Origin of the sequence: Pseudomonas sp. BP8, assembly GCF_017875955.1 — a bacterium.
Lineage (GTDB): Bacteria > Pseudomonadota > Gammaproteobacteria > Pseudomonadales > Pseudomonadaceae > Aquipseudomonas.
Genome location: NZ_JAGINK010000001.1, coordinates 4,052,494 through 4,068,145 on the forward strand (window position 1 = coordinate 4,052,494; position 15,652 = coordinate 4,068,145).

A 15,652-nucleotide genomic window follows, 5' to 3' on the forward strand; every position below is an offset into this window, starting at 1 on the left:
CGCTACCCCCAAGCCGGGCAGGCAATGGGCGCAGCAGGCGGCATGCCGCCGCGGCACTTGAGCACCCGCCACTGTGCTGGCCGGCTGTCGATGGCGATACGCAAGGCGGCCGGTGAAGGGTTGTGCGCAGCCTGCTGCGGCCGACAGGCAAAGGCCAGGGCCTGGCCGGTTTCGGCAGCGACCTGCAAGCGACGCAAGGCACGGTCGTCGGCGCGCTCGGGCCAGCACAGGACCGCCGCGCAACTGCCAGAGCGCAGGCACTGCTCGGCAGCCCACAGAGCGTCATTGGCGTCGGCCTCGACCTGGACCAACCAGCGCAGGTCGACGCCCGCCGCCTGCCAGGCGGGCGCAAAAGGGATGAACGGCGGTGCGACCAGCACGACCCGCCCGCCTTCAGCGGTGAGACGCGCCAAGCTCGGCCAGAGCAACTGCAACTCACCGCAGCCAGGGTTGGCCAGAAGCAGCTCGCTGAGTGCCGCGGCGGGCCAGCCGCCTTCGGCCAGGCGATGGTCAAGGTGGGCATGCCCGGTCGGCTGCAGGCCCAGCGGCCGTAACTGGGTTTGCCGGCCACGCCAGATCCGGCGCTGGTCGAGCAGGCCGTCGAGATCGACCACCGCGCCCATCAGTCACGCCTCAGGAGGCCGCAGAACACCCCTTCGATGAAGAACTCTCGCTCTGGACCTACCTCGATCGGCGCGTAGGCGGGGTTGCGCGGCAGCAGTCGAAACCCTGCAGCCGTGCGTTGCAGGCGTTTGATGGTCACCTCTCCGTCCAGCCGCGCGACCACGATCTGGCCATCACGGGCATCGCCTTGCTGGCGGATGCCGACCAGGTCGCCATCGAAGATGCCATCGTCGACCATCGACTCGCCGCGTACTTTCAACAGGTAGTCAGGGGTGCGGCGGAACAGGCTCGGGTCGAGCAGCAATTGCTCGTGGATATCCAGGTCAGGGCCGATCGGGGCACCGGCGGCCACTTGCCCCAGAACCGGCAGCTCGAGAATTTCTGGCCGGCGCAGTGGCTCGGCCAGGCGGATCCCCCGCGCCTGGTTGGGCGTGACTTCGATGTAGCCACCCTGGCACAGGGCGGTAATGTGCTTGCGTGCCACGCTGCGCGAGGCAAAGCCGAAACGCTCGGCGATGTCGGCAAGGCTCGGAGGCTGGGCGTGTTCGCTGATGCGCTCGCGAATAAAGGCGAGGATGGCACGGCGTTTGGGAGTCATATTATCCATGGAGCACATTTGTACTCTTTTTGGCGCGCACTGAACAGCCCCCTTCGTCGTCAGGTTTGGCTATCATGCCGAGGATTGCCGTTTTGTCTTTTGGATACCCGATGCTGACTGCCCTGCTGTTTGATCTCGACGGAACCCTCACTGATACCGATACCCTGCACCTGCAGGCTTTCCGCCAATTGCTGCACGAGCATGACGGCCGCCAGCTCAGCCAGGCGCAGTTCGATGCCCAGGTCAGCGGTCGCTCCAATGGTGAGTTGTTTGCCGAGCTGTTTCCGGCGGCGAGCCGCGAGCAATGCCAGGCGCTGGCCGAGCGCAAAGAGGCGTTGTTCCGGGAAATGGCACCCGATCTGCAGCCGATGCCTGGCCTGCTGCGTCTGCTCGATCATGCCCAGGCGCACGGGATCGGCGTGTGCGTGGTGACCAACGCACCGCGCTTGAATGCCGAACACATGCTCGCGGCCATGGGCCTGGAGCAGCGTTTCGAGCATGTGTTGGTGTCCGATGAGCTGGCCCGGCCCAAGCCGGATCCGCTGCCCTACCTGACCGGCTTGGAGCGCCTGGGTGCCGACGCCGCACAGTCGTTGGCGTTCGAGGACTCGCTGCCTGGGGTCAAGGCGGCCAGTGGCGCCGGGATCTTTACCGTCGGCATTGCTACTACGCAATCACCGCAGCGCTTGCACGAGGCTGGCGCGCAGCTGGTGATCGACGACTTCAATGACCCTCGTCTGTGGGCATTGATTGAAGCAATGCAAGGCTGAGCATTCTGGGGCCGCTGCGCGACCCTTTCGCGACACAAGGCCGCTCCCACAATGATCGCGCCAGCTTTTAGGTTTTGTGCAAGACAGCGGCCTTTGTGGGAGCGGCCTTGTGTCGCGAAATGAGGGCGCAGCCCTCACCGGCATCACCTCTAGATACGATCCGTTCACCCACTGCAATCCGGTCACGACCACCTTGGGTTCATCCCACCCACGCCTGATCGCTAGAGGCTGACCCCAAGCATCTGGCGCACCGAGTCACTGCGGCTGTCATCCGCCGCACTGACCAGGGCGAAGTTATAGGCGCCGTGCGACCAGTAACGCGCCTCTAGCTGACCGTCGGTGCGCTGGCCGCTGGGCATCTTCTCGAAGCGCTCACCGGGCAAGCGCATGAACAGGCTGATCCGCTCGCCCTGACCATCCTGGAACACCAGCAGCGCCGCCGGTCCCTGTTCATTGCTGAGCAGGCGCGCACCGACCGGCTGGAAACCGTAACCGGCGAGGTCAGGCAACTGGCCGACACGCTTGAAGTGATTGCCCAGCCAGGCCTGCAACGTGGCCGGGTCGCTGGCCTGGATGTCGAGCGCAGTGGAGGTCACGAACATCCGGTGCGCCTGCACCGCATCGGCCATCGGCAGATCGTTGGCGACCATTGTCACCTGCCGCGCCTGCCACCCCCCCAGGCCGCCGACACCCAATGTCAACAACAGCACTGCGGCCGTGCCCAGGCGCCGTAGCCGCCGTTGCCGCAAGCGTCGGCGCAACTGACCGAGTTCCAGCTGCGGCGCAGGCGCCAGATCGCCCAGGCCTGCCAGCGCCGCGCGCAAACGCCGGGTATCGTCGCGCCAGGCTTCGATACGCGCCGCCTCGGTCGGGTTGGCCGCCAGCCACGTCTGTACTTCAGCGCGGCGCGCAGGCTGCAGGCGCTCGTCGACGTAAGCGTGCAACTCGTCCTCGGTAGGGATCAAGCGTGTCATTTCAGTCTCCGCAAGGCCGGGGGCTTAGGGCTGCCCTCGGTCAGTTCACGCAACGCGGCACGGGCCCGCGACAGCCGCGACATCACCGTACCGATGGGAATGCTCAAGGCCAGGGCGGCCTCCTTGTAACTCAAGCCCTCGACGCTGACCAGCAACAGCAAGGCGCGCTGCTCCGCCGACAACCGGGCAAATGCTTGCAGGTCAGCCTGGGCGAGGATGATGTTCTCGGTGTTGTCGCCGACCGGTTCGCCGCTGTCGTGCGCCCCACCGAACCAGGCCAGCCAGCGCCGATGCAGACGCTCGCGGCGCTTACCGTCGAGAAACAATCGGTAGAGGATGGTGAACAGCCAAGCGCGCAGGGCATCTGCCTCGCGTTGTTGGTCGCCGCGGCTGAGCGCGCGCTCGACAGTCCCCTGAACCAGGTCGTCGGCACTGCCCGGCTCGCGCGTCAGCCACAAGGCAAAGCGGCGCAGGCGCTGCAGCAGCTCGCGCCACTGGTGTTCGTCCAGATCGTGCATGGTCAGGTTCCGGCCCCGTGGGCAGTCAGTGTAAGGGGCAGACGCGCGGTCACGAAATCTATTCCCACTGGCGTGGAATAAGTTTCTCACTGGTGCGTCGTACCCGCACATTCACTGACCCGGACCTGAACCATGACCACTCCCCTGCACGGCCCTGCCAAAGCATTGCGCCTGGCCGCGATCGGTGCCGGCCTGCTCGCCCTGGGCGCCGGTTTCGCCTATGCCGCCGGCTGGATCGGCAGCCCGGAGCTGACCCCGCAACGCATCATCGATACCTTCGAAGCGCAGGCCGGCCACCATCCGGGATACCGCAAGAACCACGCCAAGGGCGTGTGTGTCGCGGGTTACTTCCAGAGCAGCGGGCTGGCGGCCTCAGTCTCGAGCGCGCGGGTGTTTCAGCAGCCGCGGGTGGCGGTTATCGGCCGCTTCGCCATCGGCGGGGCCAACCCCTCCACGCCTGACACCGGCGTGCCAGTACGCAGCCTGGCCCTGCAGTTTGCCAGCGACGATGGCCAGATCTGGCGCACCGGCATGAACAACCCGCCGGTTCTGGCGATCAGCACGCCCCAGGCGTTTTACCAACAGGTCCTGGCGATGACCCCCGACCCGGCTACCGGCAAGGCCGACCCTGCGCGGATGCAAGCGTTCTTCGCCGCTCACCCGGAGAGCGCGGCGTTTCGCCAGTGGGCAGCGTCCTATAAACCCAGCGACAGCTTCGCCAGCACCAACTACCACAGCATCAATGCCTTCCGCCTGATCGACGCCAACGGCAACGCGCATCCGGTGCGCTGGCAAGTCGAAGCGCAGACGCCATTCGCCGCCCTGCCCGCCCAGGTCGACGACAACCGCTATCTGCAGCACGACCTGCAACGCCGCCTGGAGCAAGGCCCACTGCGCTGGACCTTGCGACTGGTCCTGGCCGAACCCGGTGACCCGATCGACGACCCCGCCCATCCCTGGCCGGCAGAGCGGCGCAGCATCGATGCCGGCACCCTGGTCATCGAAAGCGTCGATGCGCCCGAGCAAGGCGCCTGCCGTGACCTGAACTTCGATCCGCTGATCCTGCCGAGCGGGATCGAGCCCTCTGACGATCCGATCCTGGCAGCCCGCTCGGCGGCCTACTCAGAGTCATTCAACCGCCGCAGCCGTGAATCGCTGAGCACAGGAACCCGCCCATGAAACCCACTGTTTTCCACCCCCTCGCCCGCTTGCTGCATTGGCTGATGGCCGTGCTCATCCTGGCCATGCTGTTCATCGGCGTGAGCATGGTCGGCGACCTGTCACTGCGCCATCCGCTGCTGGTCGAACTGCACAAGGCTACCGGCCTGGCATTGCTGGTGCTGGTGGTGCTGCGCATCGGCCTGCGCCTGGCCCTGCCACATCCGCCCCTGCCCGCTGACCTGCCCGCCCTCCAGCGCCTGGCTGCCGGGGCCTCGCATGTGCTGCTGTATGCCTTGATGCTAGGCATGCCTCTGCTGGGCTGGGCGATGCTTTCGGCTGGCGGCTATCCGCGCCCCCTGCAGCTGCCGGCAATCGTTCCCCATGACCTGCAGCTCTATGCAGTGCTGCGGACGGCCCACGGCTGGGCTGGCTACCTGCTGTTCGCCACGGTGCTAGTGCACCTCGGCGCGGCACTGATGCACGCACTGGTGCGGCGCGATGGCGTCTTGCGTAGCATGTGGCCAGGGCCTCTGCGTCGCGGTGAATGAGCACTGGCGGGGTCGACAGATGTAAATAATTATTACTAAGATCGGCGCTCATTTCGTCGTACTGCCCTGGACTGCCCATGACTGCCGCAAAGGATCCTGCTTCCCTGAAACCCGCCAGCACCCTGGACTTGCGTCCGTTGCTGCTGGTGAACATGGCCTGCACCATGTCGATGATGGCCTTCGTTGCCCTCATTGGCCCGATCGCCCGCCTGCTGGGCCTGGCCACCTGGCAAGCCGGCGCGGCAGTGACCGTGGCCGGGGTGGTCTGGGTGCTGCTGGCGCGTCCCTGGGGACGCGCCGCCGACCGCTACGGCCGACGCCGGGTATTGCTGCTGGGCAGCGCCGGCTTCACCCTGGCCTACTGGCTGCTGTGCCTGTTCATCGACGGCGCCCTGCACTGGCTGCCGGGCGCATCCCTGGCGTTTCTCGGCCTGATGCTGGCACGGGGCATGATCGGTGCCTTTTATGCCGCCTTGCCGGTGGCCGCCAACGCCCTGGTGGCTGATCACGTTGAACCACAGCAACGCGCCCGCGCCATGGCATCACTGGGCGCGGCCAATGCCGTCGGCCTGGTCCTCGGCCCGGCAGTCGCGGCACTGCTGGCCCGCCACAGCCTGAGCATGCCGTTCTGGATCATGTCGATCTTGCCCGCAACGGCTTTCCTGGTGTTGCTGTTCAAGCTCAAGCCACAACCGCTGGCTCACAACCATGCGCCCAATCCGGTTCGCCTCGGCGACCCGCGCCTGCGCCGGCCATTACTGGTGGCGTTCAGTGCAATGCTCAGCGTGACCGTATCGCAGATCACGGTCGGCTTTTTCGCACTTGACCGCTTGGGGCTGCCTTCTACAGAAGCGGCCCAGGTCGCAGGCATCGCGCTGACCACGGTCGGCGTGGCCTTGATGCTGTCGCAAATTCTCCTGCGTCGGCTTGAGTGGCCAGCCCTGAAGATGATCCGCGTCGGCGCCAGCATCTCAGCCTTGGGCTTCGCGGCGGCCTCGCTCGCGGCCAGCGCCGAATGGCTGTGGGCGGCTTTCTTCATCGCCGCCGCTGGCATGGGCTTTGTCTTCCCGGCCTTCTCCGCCCTGGCTGCCAACGCCATGCACGCCTCCGAGCAAGGCGCCACCGCCGGCTCGATCGGCGCCGCCCAAGGCATGGGCGCAGTGATCGGGCCGCTGGCTGGCACTCTGGTTTACGCTCTTGACCCGCGCTTGCCATTTCTGGCGGTGGCACTGCTGTTGCTGCTGGTCGGCCTATGGCCGATGCCCGCTGCAGCACGGCGCTGACAGGCACAGCGCGCTGCCGTCTAGAGTGTGTTTTAATGCGTCGCTAATTATTTTTTACACCTCTGAAGACTTTCACCTAAAAAGGCGGCTATGGACACGGGGACACGACTCAAACTGGTGCGTGAACGCAACAACCTTTCCCAACGGGAACTGGCCCGCCGCAGTGGCCTGACCAATTCGACCATCTCGCAGATCGAACAGAACCGCGTCAGCCCTTCGGTCAGCTCCTTGAAAAAACTGCTCGAAGGGATTCCGATGTCCCTGGCGGAATTCTTCAGCTTCGACGAGCCGGTGCGTGAAGAGCGTTTCGTCTTTCGTGGCGGCGACCAGCCTGACCTCGGCCGCAATGGCCTGCGCATGCTGCTGGTCGGCGCCAGTGTCGAAGGCCGGCAGATGCGCATGCTCCGTGAGCTGTACGCCCCGGGCGCAGACTCCGGCGAGCCAATTGTGCATGCCGAAGGCGAAGAGTGTGGCCTGGTCACCCGTGGCACCATCGAGCTGTGGGTCGATGGCCAGGTGAGCGTGCTCAACTCCGGCGATGGCTACTACATCCCCACCACCCTCGCCCACAGCTTCAAGAACATCGGCCAGGACGAGGCCGAAATCATCAGCGCCAATACCCCGGCCAACTTCTGACCGACGCCATGCCCGTGCCGACCAGCCGCGAGGTCTACCAGTGCCTGCGCGATGCAGCGCTTGGCGTGCATCCGCTGCTGGTCTGTGCCCGCCATGGCGATGGCCAGGTCGAGGTGCGCAGCGCTGGCTGGCAACTGACCTTGTGCTTCGACAGCGAGGGCCTGGCGCACTGCCTCGCGTGTCGCAGCCCGCAGGGCGTCGACGGCAACGTCGGCGCCTGGCAGCGCTACGGCACCAACCCGGTAGAGCTGTTGAGCATCTGGGAGCGCACTCAGCTCGAGCGACTGCTGGCCCTGGCTTGAATCATCGCCGACAGGCCCTTATAGTCTGCGACGGCGTGCTCCAACGCCTCCCGTCCGCGGAAAGGGCTGCGCCCAGGAACCTGCTTGGTACATCGCTCATGACGACTCCAGCCTGACAGCGGACAAGGCTCGCCAAGGAGTTCGTATGCCAGCTAAAAACCTGCCCGATAACGGCCGGGTCAATCTCGAACAGCAACGTAAACGTGCCAAGGCGCTGTTGCGCCGCCTGCGCAATGGTGAGGGCGACCCGCGTCTGCCCAACGTTGCGCCTGAGCGCCCGGCCCAGCTGGCCGATGCGCAATACCTGATCGCCCGCGACCTGGGCTTTGCCAGTTGGCCCAAGCTCAAGGCGCACTGCGACACCCTCGCGTTCGCCCTCGCCCATCCCGATTTTGTCGCCAGTGACACCCCCGACACCTGCCATTGGCGCTGCGGCAACGATATCCAGCACAGCCTGCAACTGGCCGGGTTCAAGGGGCAGTTGCGCATGTACGCCGATCCGCTGTGCATGGGGCCGGTGCCGCTGCTGGACGAACCCAGCTATAGCGCAGTGCGCACCAGCTACATCAGCCAGGTGTTCAACCTCGACGCCGGGCAGGTGCGCCAGCGCCAGGATGATGAGTATGCCGCCCTGGCCAGGCTCGGCCAGCAACTGCCTGGGGTACTCTGGTGCGAAGCCGATGCTTATGACCAGCTGTTTCTGATCCGCGTGCTGGCTGAGCTCAAAGAGGTCCCGGCCAACCTCAGCCTGATCGAGATTGACCAAGTGCCCGGGGTACAGCGCTTTCTTGGCATCGGCCAGTTGGCGCCGGAGCTGCTGGCCTGGCTGTGGCCCCAGCGCAAGCCGGTGACGGCGGCAATGCTGAGGCTGGCGCGTGACGCGTGGGCGGCCTATCGCGCACCCTCTCCCCAGGCCTTCGCGGCGCTGGCTCATGCCCGCCACGACGCCCTGCCGTTGCTCGGCCCGGCGTTGCTACGGCAACTGCAAGAGCTGCCCGGCAGTGTCGATGGCCTGTCCCTCACCGAACGCCTGACCCTGCAGATCCTGCGTGACAGGGGGCCGCTGCCGATGGGCAAGGCCTTCGATGTGTTGATGATGGAGCGCGAGCCGCTGCCTTATCTGGGTGACCTGATGTTCCATGCCCTGCTGCGGCCCCTGATCGATGCAGCGCGCCCGCTCATTGCCGAGGACGCCAGTCAGCGTGAATGGCCGCAGCGAACGATCAGCCTGACCGCAGAGGGCGAGCGCGTGTTGGCCGGGCATGCGTATGGCCTGGAACTGATTGGCCAAGAGCGCTGGGTCGGCGGCGTGCGGCTGCAGCCGGGTCAGGCGCATTGGGCGCTTGATGAGGCGCTGCAGCCGGTCTGGCGCAGCTGATCGGCAGGGCCGGCCTCTTCGCGGGGCAAGCCCGCTCCTACAGGGGCAAGGTGCTCACAAATCCTGTAGGAGCGGGCTTGCCCCGCGAAGAGGCCTGGCCTGCTAAAGCAACGCCTGCTCGACAAAATCCAGCCGATCCTGGCCAAAGAACATCTGCCCCTCGACAAAACAGGTTGGCGCGCCGAATACCCCGCGCGTCACCGCCTCCTCGGTCACCTGCTTGAGCGCCTCCTTGACGGCAGCATCACCGGCCAGCGCCCTGAACCAAGCCGGATCAAAGCCAGCCCGATCCAACGTTTCATCCAGCACCGCCGCCTCGGCCAGATCGCGCTGTTCAACCCAAAGCGCCTTGAACAGCACCTCCAGCAATACCTCAAAGCGCTCCGGCGCCTGCAACTGAGTGCCAATCAACCCGCGCATCAGCCCCAGCGTATTGATGGGGAAACCCGGCGGTAGCCCCAACGGCACACCATAGCGCTGGGCAAAACGCTGCAGGTCAAGCAGCATGTATTTACCTTTGGCCGGGACCATTACCGGCGATGCGTTGCCCGTCGCCTGGAACACGCCGCCGAGCAGCATCGGTCGATAGTCCAGACGCGCGCCACGCCGCGCGCAGAGGCCTGGCAGTTGCGTCCAGGCCAGATAGCTCGCTGGGCTGCCCAGATCAAAAAAGAATTCAACACACTTGGTCATGGTTCGATCCTTGTGAAACTGAGGGAGTTACCAGCGCTCGTTCCACGGGCGCAGGTCCAGCTCGAAGGTCCAGGCATCGCGCGGCTGGGCATGCAAAAACCAATAGCTGTCGGCGATATGCGCCGGATCGAGAATGCCGTCCTGGTCCTTGAGGGCATAGCGCTCGGGGAAGTTGTCGCGGATGAAGGCGGTGTCGATCGCGCCGTCCACCACCACGTGCGCCACGTGAATATTGCGCGGCCCCAGCTCACGCGCCATGCTCTGGGCCAGCGCCCGCAAGCCATGCTTGGCCGTGGCGAACGCGGCAAAACCGGCCGCACCGCGGGTGCCGGCGGTGGCCCCGGTGAACAGGATGCTGCCGCGCTCGCGGGTCACCATGCGCCTGGCTACCGCCTGAGCGGTGAGAAAACCGGCAAAGCAGGCCATCTCCCACACCTTGAAGAACTTGCGCGGGGTCTCGTCGAGGATCCCACACGGCACATTGGCGCCGATATTGAACACAAACGCCTCGATCGGGCCAATGTCACGCTCGATGGTCTCGACCAGGGTGGCCACGTCCTCCTCGTTGCGCGCATCGGAGCCAAAACCATGGGCCTGGCCGCCGCCTGCGCGTATCTCATCCAGCAACGGCTGCAGCTTGTCTGCCTGTCGACGGGTCACACAGGCGATATACCCCTCACGGGCGAAGCGCTTGGCAATCTCGCCGCCGGTGGCATCACCGGCGCCGATCACCAGGACCACTTTCTGTTGTTCTGCCACGGGTACCTCCATTGCTGAGCAATCATTGAGCATCCGAACCCCATGGTATGATCGCCTGCCGCATTCAGGCCAGCGAAGAGGTTCGAGACCAGGTGCCAAAGGCAAGTCGCAACCTCCATGACAGGGTAGCGGATGAAACGCGCTAGCCTGCTGCTGGGCCTGGTACTGGCACTGCCCGCCCTGGCCGATAACGCCTGCCCGCCCGGGCAGTACCAAGTTTGCCTGTTGGGGTGTTTCTGCGCCCCGATCGACCCTGGCCAGACCGGGCAGATCCTCAAGGATGTCGAGCGCATGGCGTCCTCGAGCCTTGCCTTCGCCCTCCAGCAGGCCCGCGACGAGGCTGCAGCCAAGGGCACCGAGCCGGTCCCCCTGCATATCCGCGCCCAACTGGAAGCCTGGTACGACTTCGCCGTGCTCGACACGGCACGCTTTCGGGTAGGTGACGCGCAGCAGGTCAGCGCCGCCAATGCGATGCTGCAGAATCCCGATGTGAATGCCGTGACGCTGATCGACACGATCATCTTCCGCCATGCCAGTGATGCCGAAGACAACGTTGCGTTATGGGCGCATGAGCTCAAGCATGTGCAGCAATATCAAGCGCTCGGGGTAGTTGAATTCGCCCGGCGCTATACCCGCAACTACGACGAGCTGGAAGGTCCGGCCTACGAGATCGAGGCCGAGGTGGCCAAGGCGCTGCGCGAGCGGCGCTCGGGGCTGGCGCGATGATGATGCGCAGTCTGTAGGGGTCCCTGTGGGAGCGGCCTTGTGTCGCGAAATGAGGGCGCAGCCCTCACCGGCATCACCTCCAGAAAAGATCATTCATGACCACAGGCTAAGCCCTAGCCGCCATCGCGCCCGAAATACCCCGACGGCGACACACCCAGCGTGCGCCGAAACATTGCACTGAATGCGCTCGGGCTGTCATAGCCCAAGTCCAGCGCCACCTCCAGCACCGAGCGCCCCGCCGCCAACGCATCCAGGCTGGCCAACAAGCGCACCCGGCGCAGCCACTGCACGAAACTCAAACCCGTCTCGCGCTGAAAACTCCGCGTCAGCGTGCGCGGATTGAGCCCGCTGTGCGCCGCCGCCCGCGCCAGGTTCCAGTCCTCTCCCGGCACCTCGCGCAAGGCATCGCACAGCGCCAGCAAGCGTCGATCGGCCGGGCTCGGCACATGCAGTGCCAACACCGGCAACACGCGGATCTCGTCGAGAATCAACTGCATGATCCGCGCATCACGCCCCTCTGGGAGATGATCGGGAGCAATGTCCATCGCGCAGATGATCAGCTCGCGCAACAGCGGCGAAATCTCGATTACCTGACACGCGAACGGCAACTCGGGCCGCGCTGACTGATCTACGAACAAGGTGCGCATCTGCACCGCCCCGGCCATCTTCAGGTCATGCTCCACCGCCGCCGGAACCCACACCCCACGCCCCGGCGGCACCACCCAACTGCCTTGGCGTGAGTTGACCGTGATCACCCCGCTGAGCGCATGGATCAGTTGCGCCCGGTCATGGCAGTGGGCAGCGATCCGCTCTCCGTGTCGGTAGTTTTCGGCGAGCGGCACAATGGCGGGACGCTTCATCATGGGTCCTCTGAGCGGTGAGCGGTGAGCCGTGGATAGTGACCGAGCCTGCGCAACAGGTCGATAGCCCTAGCGACTGCGCAGCAACAATGCCGCCAAGGCGCAGCCAAGCAACGCCATGCAGGCCAGGTAAAACGCATCGGAATAGGCCATCAGGTACGCCTGTTCGCGCACGCTTTGGTCGATCAGGGCCAAGGTCTGCATCACTTGCGGCGACTGCGGGTCGAGCATGCCGCCCGGCAAGCGCTGCTGCAAGGCGCTGTCGAACAGCGTCAGGCTCTCGCCCACCCGCACTGAATGAAAGCGCTCGCGTTGCGACACCAGTTGCGTGAGCAACGCCGTACCCAGCGCACCCCCGAGGTTGCGCAGCATCGAGATCAGCGCCGACGCCGAGCCGGCCTGAGCCTTGTCCAGCCCCTTCACCGCCAGCACCGACAACGCGACCATGATCAGCGGCTGGCCGATTCCCCGCACCACCGTGGAGGGGATGATGACATTGCGCCCGGCGTCTGCGGTCAGGTGCGCCCCCAGCCAACAGCCCAGGGCCATGATGGCGAACCCGCTTGCCACCAGCAGCTTGGCGTTGAGCCAGCGCATCAGCCGTGGCAATAGCGGCGCCAAGAGCAACTGCACCATGCCATAGGCGATCAGGCTCTTGCCAATCTCGCTGGCGCTGTAGCCCTGCACTTGCGACAGGTAGTTGGGCACCAGAAACACCAGGCCGAAGGTGGCCGCGCCAAATATCGCCATGGCCAGGCTCGCCACGCCGAAGTTATAGCTGGCCAACAGGCGCAGGTTGATGAACGGCCGTTCGCCCCATAGCTGACGCTGGATGAACAGTGCCAGGGCGACCACCGCCAGCACGCTGAAGCCGACGATGAAGGGCGAGTCGAACCAGTCCTTGCGCCCACCCTCCTCCAGCACGATCTGCAAGGCGCCAAGCCCCAGGGCCATGGCCGTGATGCCCAGCCAGTCCGCCTTGCACAGGGCGCTGCGGTCACCCGCCTCGCCCCTGATCGACCAGGCCACCGCCGCCAGCAAGGCCACCCCGGGCGGTAGCTGCAGAAGAAAGATCCAGCGCCATGAGTACATGTCGGTCAGCCAGCCGCCTATGGACGGCCCGGCAGCTTGAGCGACGCTGTTGGACAGGCTGAACAAGGCCATGCCCAAGGCAATCCGGCTGGCCGGCAATTCGGTGATGATCAGTTGCATCGACAACGGAATCAGGACTGCCCCCGAGGCCCCCTGGATCACGCGCAGGGTGATCATCGCCTGCAGGCTCGGCGCCAGGGCGCAACTGACCGAACTGACCAGAAACACCGCCGAGCCGACCAGCATCACCCGGCGCAGGGAAAACACCTGCACCAGCCAGGCGGTCAGCGGAATCATGCTGATTTCCGCCACCAGGTAGGCGGTGGAAATCCACGAGCCCTCCTCGAAACTGGCGCCCAGCGCGCCCTCGATTTCCGGCAGCGCAGCACTCGTGACATGGACGTTCATGCCCGCCATGAAGCAGCCGAACAGACCACCGATCACCGCCACCCAGGCGCGGGTGGAAACCTTGTCCTCAGCGCTCATTGTCCGCCTCACGGGTGTCGACGGTGGCGGTTACCGACATCCCCGGCAGTAACGGAGGGCGCTCGCCCGCAGTCGGATCAAGCTGGATACGCACCGGAAAGCGCTGGACGATCTTGGTAAAGTTGCCGGTAGCGTTGTCGGGCGGGAGCAACGCAAACACAGCGCCGGAGCCTGGTGACACGCTGTCCACCTTGCCGTGCCAGTGCTGGCCAAAGGTATCGACGGCGAGCTGTACCGGCTGCCCTGGGCGCAGATGCTCAAGCTGGGTTTCCTTGAAGTTGGCGACGACATAGGCCTGCTCGACCGGCACCACCGCCAGCAACGGCAGACCCGGGGTCACGTACTGCTGCTGACGCACCTTGCGCTGGCCGACCACGCCGTCGAAGGGCGCACGAATCTCGGTGTCGGCCAACGCGCTGCGAGCCAGTTCAAGCGCGGAGCGGGCCTGCTCAAGGTCGGCCTGACGCTGCTCGAGCTCGGCCTGCAACTGCAGCCCCTGCTCATCCAGCACTTGCTTGCGCGCGTGTTGCCGGGCCAGCTCGGCGTCGGCGCCACGTTGCAAGGCGTGGGCCTGGATCCGGGTGGCCTTGGCCTGTTCCATGCGCTGAACGCTGACAGCCTGCCACTCGGCCAGGCGCTGATAACGCTGCCAGTCTGCCTCGGCGCGCTGGCTTTCGCCGCGGCTGCCACCGCGCTGGGCCTCGGCGTGGGCAATGGCCTGGAGCTGCTCGCGCTGCTCGGCCGCCAAGCCGCGCAGGCGCATGCGCTGCACCTGCACCGCCGCCTCGCTGACCGCCAGGTGGGCCTGGGCACTGTGCAGGCGCTCACGAAAATCGCGCGCATCCAGCACCACCAGCACGTCGCCGGCTTTGACCCGGGCATTCTCGGTCACCTGAACCTCGGCCACGTAGCCACTGACCCGCGCGCTGATCGGCGCCCAGTCGGCGCGCACGTAGGCGTCGTCGGTCTGCTCGAGGAAGCGTCCATCCCGCCACCAATAGGTGGCGTAGCCCAGGACCAACAGGCCTGCGCAGCCGGCCAGGGAGTAGCGCAGCCAGCGTTGGCGACGGCTGCGCGCGGCATTTTCGACGGCGATTTGCGGATCTGGGGTTACCGCCTGATTCATTGCCTGGGCTCCTTGCTGGGGGGAGCGTCAGGGTATGTAATCCGAGCGTGTCGTTCGCGCGAGAATATGAGAGCTGTCGTCGCGAAATGGACATTTTTGCCAACTATGGTGAGCTTTTTTAGCAGGGCGATCCGGCGTAGGTACTCCACACGTTGCGTCTGCTTTGAGATTGCCGGGGCTGCTCTGCAGCCCTTTCGCGACACAAGGCCGCTCCCACAGGAACAGCGGCGTTTCCCAGGTAGCCGTCAGCTGCGCAGTGCGCTTAGCACTTGCTCCGCGGTCGCTGCGGGGTGTTCCTGCATGAAACAGTGCCCACCCGGCACCTGCTGCGCGCTCACCGCCGGATTGATCGCGGCCAGTCGCTGCACCGAACGCGGCACGAAGGGATAGGTCTGCTCGCCATACAGAATGCAGGTCGGTGTGCTGATCGCGGCCAGGCTTGACCACATCCGCTGCGGAAACGAACTGAAGATTTCCACTTCACGGCTGGGCCGGCACTTGAGCACCACGCCTTCGCCGTGATCGCCAATGGCATGCTCGACGTAGGCCAGCAGCGCCTCATCGGTCCAGCCCTTGAAAATGCCCCGGCCTTGCAACGAGACCAATGCGCTGTCACGGTCAGGCCAGTGGCTGCGGCGGCTTGCCGCCTTGCGCGCCAAGCCGTGCCGTCGGTGCAAGCCAAACATCGTCGCCGCGCCCATTACGCCAATCATGCGCCGACTGAACAACACCGGATCGAGCAGCACCGCGCGCTGGAACGGCTGGCCTTCAGTGGCCAGGATCAAGCCCGTGAGCACGCCGCCAAAACTGTGCCCCAGTGCATACCGGGGCACATCAGCGTACTCGCCGCGGCCTGCCTCGAAGGCCTCCAGCGCCAACGCCGCCGTACGGTTCCAGCCAAGGAAGGGGCCACCGTGATCACTGTCGCCGTGCCCCTGGGCATCACTCAGCCAGAGGTCGAAGTGCTCCCCCAGGCGCATCAGCAACGGTTGATAAACCAGGCTGCAAAAACCGTTGCCATGCAAGAAGTGCAGCAACGGCCGACCACTGGCGGGCGAGCGCCAGCCGCGCAGGGTGAAGCCTTCGGCGCACTCGTAGGACCAGGGAATCAATTGCAT

The 15,652-nt window shown here is 65.5% G+C and carries 18 protein-coding genes; 8 read left to right on the forward strand and 10 right to left on the reverse strand.

Translation table 11 applies throughout. The features are described 5' to 3' along the window. Window positions 1-2 precede the first annotated feature (2 nt). Both imuA and lexA read right to left on the reverse strand, forming a co-directional pair. Window positions 3-623, reverse strand: coding sequence for a translesion DNA synthesis-associated protein ImuA (imuA, locus tag J3B00_RS17605; RefSeq protein WP_209869362.1), 621 nt, complete (start codon window positions 621-623; stop codon window positions 3-5). Further along, window positions 623-1,240, reverse strand: a complete 618-nt coding sequence (gene lexA, locus J3B00_RS17610) for a transcriptional repressor LexA (protein WP_209869364.1) — start codon at window positions 1,238-1,240, stop codon at window positions 623-625. The genes imuA and lexA overlap by 1 nt, the downstream gene beginning before the upstream one ends. A 92-nt stretch (window positions 1,241-1,332) precedes the next feature. On the opposite strand from lexA, the gene J3B00_RS17615 reads away from it, so the two are divergent. After that, window positions 1,333-1,992: an HAD-IA family hydrolase gene (locus J3B00_RS17615; RefSeq protein WP_209869366.1), complete on the forward strand. Its 660-nt coding sequence runs from the start codon at window positions 1,333-1,335 to the stop codon at window positions 1,990-1,992. Between the two features lie 221 nt (window positions 1,993-2,213). Here the strand turns inward: J3B00_RS17615 and J3B00_RS17620 are convergent, their stop codons facing one another. Together J3B00_RS17620 and J3B00_RS17625 are read right to left on the reverse strand one after the other, a co-directional pair. Further along, window positions 2,214-2,966: an anti-sigma factor gene (locus J3B00_RS17620; protein WP_209869368.1), complete on the reverse strand. Its 753-nt coding sequence runs from the start codon at window positions 2,964-2,966 to the stop codon at window positions 2,214-2,216. Beyond that, on the reverse strand, window positions 2,963-3,484 hold the full coding sequence (locus J3B00_RS17625; RefSeq protein WP_209869371.1) for a sigma-70 family RNA polymerase sigma factor: 522 nt from the start codon (window positions 3,482-3,484) through the stop codon (window positions 2,963-2,965). The genes J3B00_RS17620 and J3B00_RS17625 overlap by 4 nt, the downstream gene beginning before the upstream one ends. 132 nt (window positions 3,485-3,616) lie before the next feature. On the opposite strand from J3B00_RS17625, the gene J3B00_RS17630 reads away from it, so the two are divergent. The 6 genes from J3B00_RS17630 to J3B00_RS17655 all read left to right on the forward strand — a co-directional run bounded on the left by J3B00_RS17630 (window position 3,617) and on the right by J3B00_RS17655 (window position 8,792). Continuing rightward, a complete protein-coding gene (locus tag J3B00_RS17630) occupies window positions 3,617-4,663 on the forward strand; it encodes a catalase family peroxidase (protein WP_209869374.1) in 1,047 nt (348 codons plus the stop codon). Beyond that, a complete protein-coding gene (locus J3B00_RS17635) occupies window positions 4,660-5,193 on the forward strand; it encodes a cytochrome b (protein WP_209869379.1) in 534 nt (177 codons plus the stop codon). The genes J3B00_RS17630 and J3B00_RS17635 overlap by 4 nt, the downstream gene beginning before the upstream one ends. A 77-nt stretch (window positions 5,194-5,270) precedes the next feature. Further along, window positions 5,271-6,476: an MFS transporter gene (locus J3B00_RS17640; RefSeq protein WP_209869381.1), complete on the forward strand. Its 1,206-nt coding sequence runs from the start codon at window positions 5,271-5,273 to the stop codon at window positions 6,474-6,476. Window positions 6,477-6,566: 90 nt separating this feature from the next. After that, window positions 6,567-7,112 (forward strand): cupin domain-containing protein, encoded by a 546-nt coding sequence (locus J3B00_RS17645; RefSeq protein ID WP_119139313.1) that lies wholly within the window; start codon window positions 6,567-6,569, stop codon window positions 7,110-7,112. A gap of 8 nt (window positions 7,113-7,120) precedes the next feature. Further along, window positions 7,121-7,414, forward strand: coding sequence for a hypothetical protein (locus J3B00_RS17650; RefSeq protein ID WP_209869385.1), 294 nt, complete (start codon window positions 7,121-7,123; stop codon window positions 7,412-7,414). Between the two features lie 145 nt (window positions 7,415-7,559). Continuing rightward, the gene (locus J3B00_RS17655) at window positions 7,560-8,792 is read left to right on the forward strand and encodes a DUF1835 domain-containing protein (RefSeq protein WP_209869388.1); all 1,233 of its coding nucleotides are present in this window, start codon (window positions 7,560-7,562) and stop codon (window positions 8,790-8,792) included. A gap of 102 nt (window positions 8,793-8,894) precedes the next feature. Here J3B00_RS17655 and J3B00_RS17660 read toward each other — a convergent pair whose 3' ends face one another. Both J3B00_RS17660 and J3B00_RS17665 read right to left on the reverse strand, forming a co-directional pair. After that, window positions 8,895-9,485: a 2-hydroxychromene-2-carboxylate isomerase gene (locus tag J3B00_RS17660; protein WP_209869391.1), complete on the reverse strand. Its 591-nt coding sequence runs from the start codon at window positions 9,483-9,485 to the stop codon at window positions 8,895-8,897. 27 nt (window positions 9,486-9,512) lie between these two features. Beyond that, on the reverse strand, window positions 9,513-10,244 hold the full coding sequence (locus J3B00_RS17665; protein WP_209869395.1) for an SDR family oxidoreductase: 732 nt from the start codon (window positions 10,242-10,244) through the stop codon (window positions 9,513-9,515). A gap of 132 nt (window positions 10,245-10,376) precedes the next feature. Between J3B00_RS17665 and J3B00_RS17670 the strand changes: the two genes are divergently transcribed. Then, on the forward strand, window positions 10,377-10,970 hold the full coding sequence (locus J3B00_RS17670; RefSeq protein ID WP_209869399.1) for a DUF4157 domain-containing protein: 594 nt from the start codon (window positions 10,377-10,379) through the stop codon (window positions 10,968-10,970). A 113-nt stretch (window positions 10,971-11,083) separates the two neighbouring features. Here the strand turns inward: J3B00_RS17670 and J3B00_RS17675 are convergent, their stop codons facing one another. From J3B00_RS17675 to J3B00_RS17690, 4 genes are all read right to left on the reverse strand, one after another. Further along, window positions 11,084-11,830 carry a helix-turn-helix transcriptional regulator gene (locus J3B00_RS17675; protein ID WP_209874955.1) on the reverse strand — a complete coding sequence of 249 codons (747 nt, stop codon included), beginning with the start codon at window positions 11,828-11,830 and terminating at the stop codon, window positions 11,084-11,086. Window positions 11,831-11,899: 69 nt separating this feature from the next. After that, a complete protein-coding gene (locus J3B00_RS17680) occupies window positions 11,900-13,408 on the reverse strand; it encodes an MDR family MFS transporter (protein ID WP_209869402.1) in 1,509 nt (502 codons plus the stop codon). Next, window positions 13,398-14,534 (reverse strand): HlyD family secretion protein, encoded by a 1,137-nt coding sequence (locus J3B00_RS17685; RefSeq protein ID WP_209869406.1) that lies wholly within the window; start codon window positions 14,532-14,534, stop codon window positions 13,398-13,400. The genes J3B00_RS17680 and J3B00_RS17685 overlap by 11 nt, the downstream gene beginning before the upstream one ends. Window positions 14,535-14,779: 245 nt before the next feature. After that, complete coding sequence (locus tag J3B00_RS17690; RefSeq protein ID WP_209869409.1) at window positions 14,780-15,652, reverse strand: alpha/beta hydrolase; 873 nt, start codon at window positions 15,650-15,652, stop codon at window positions 14,780-14,782.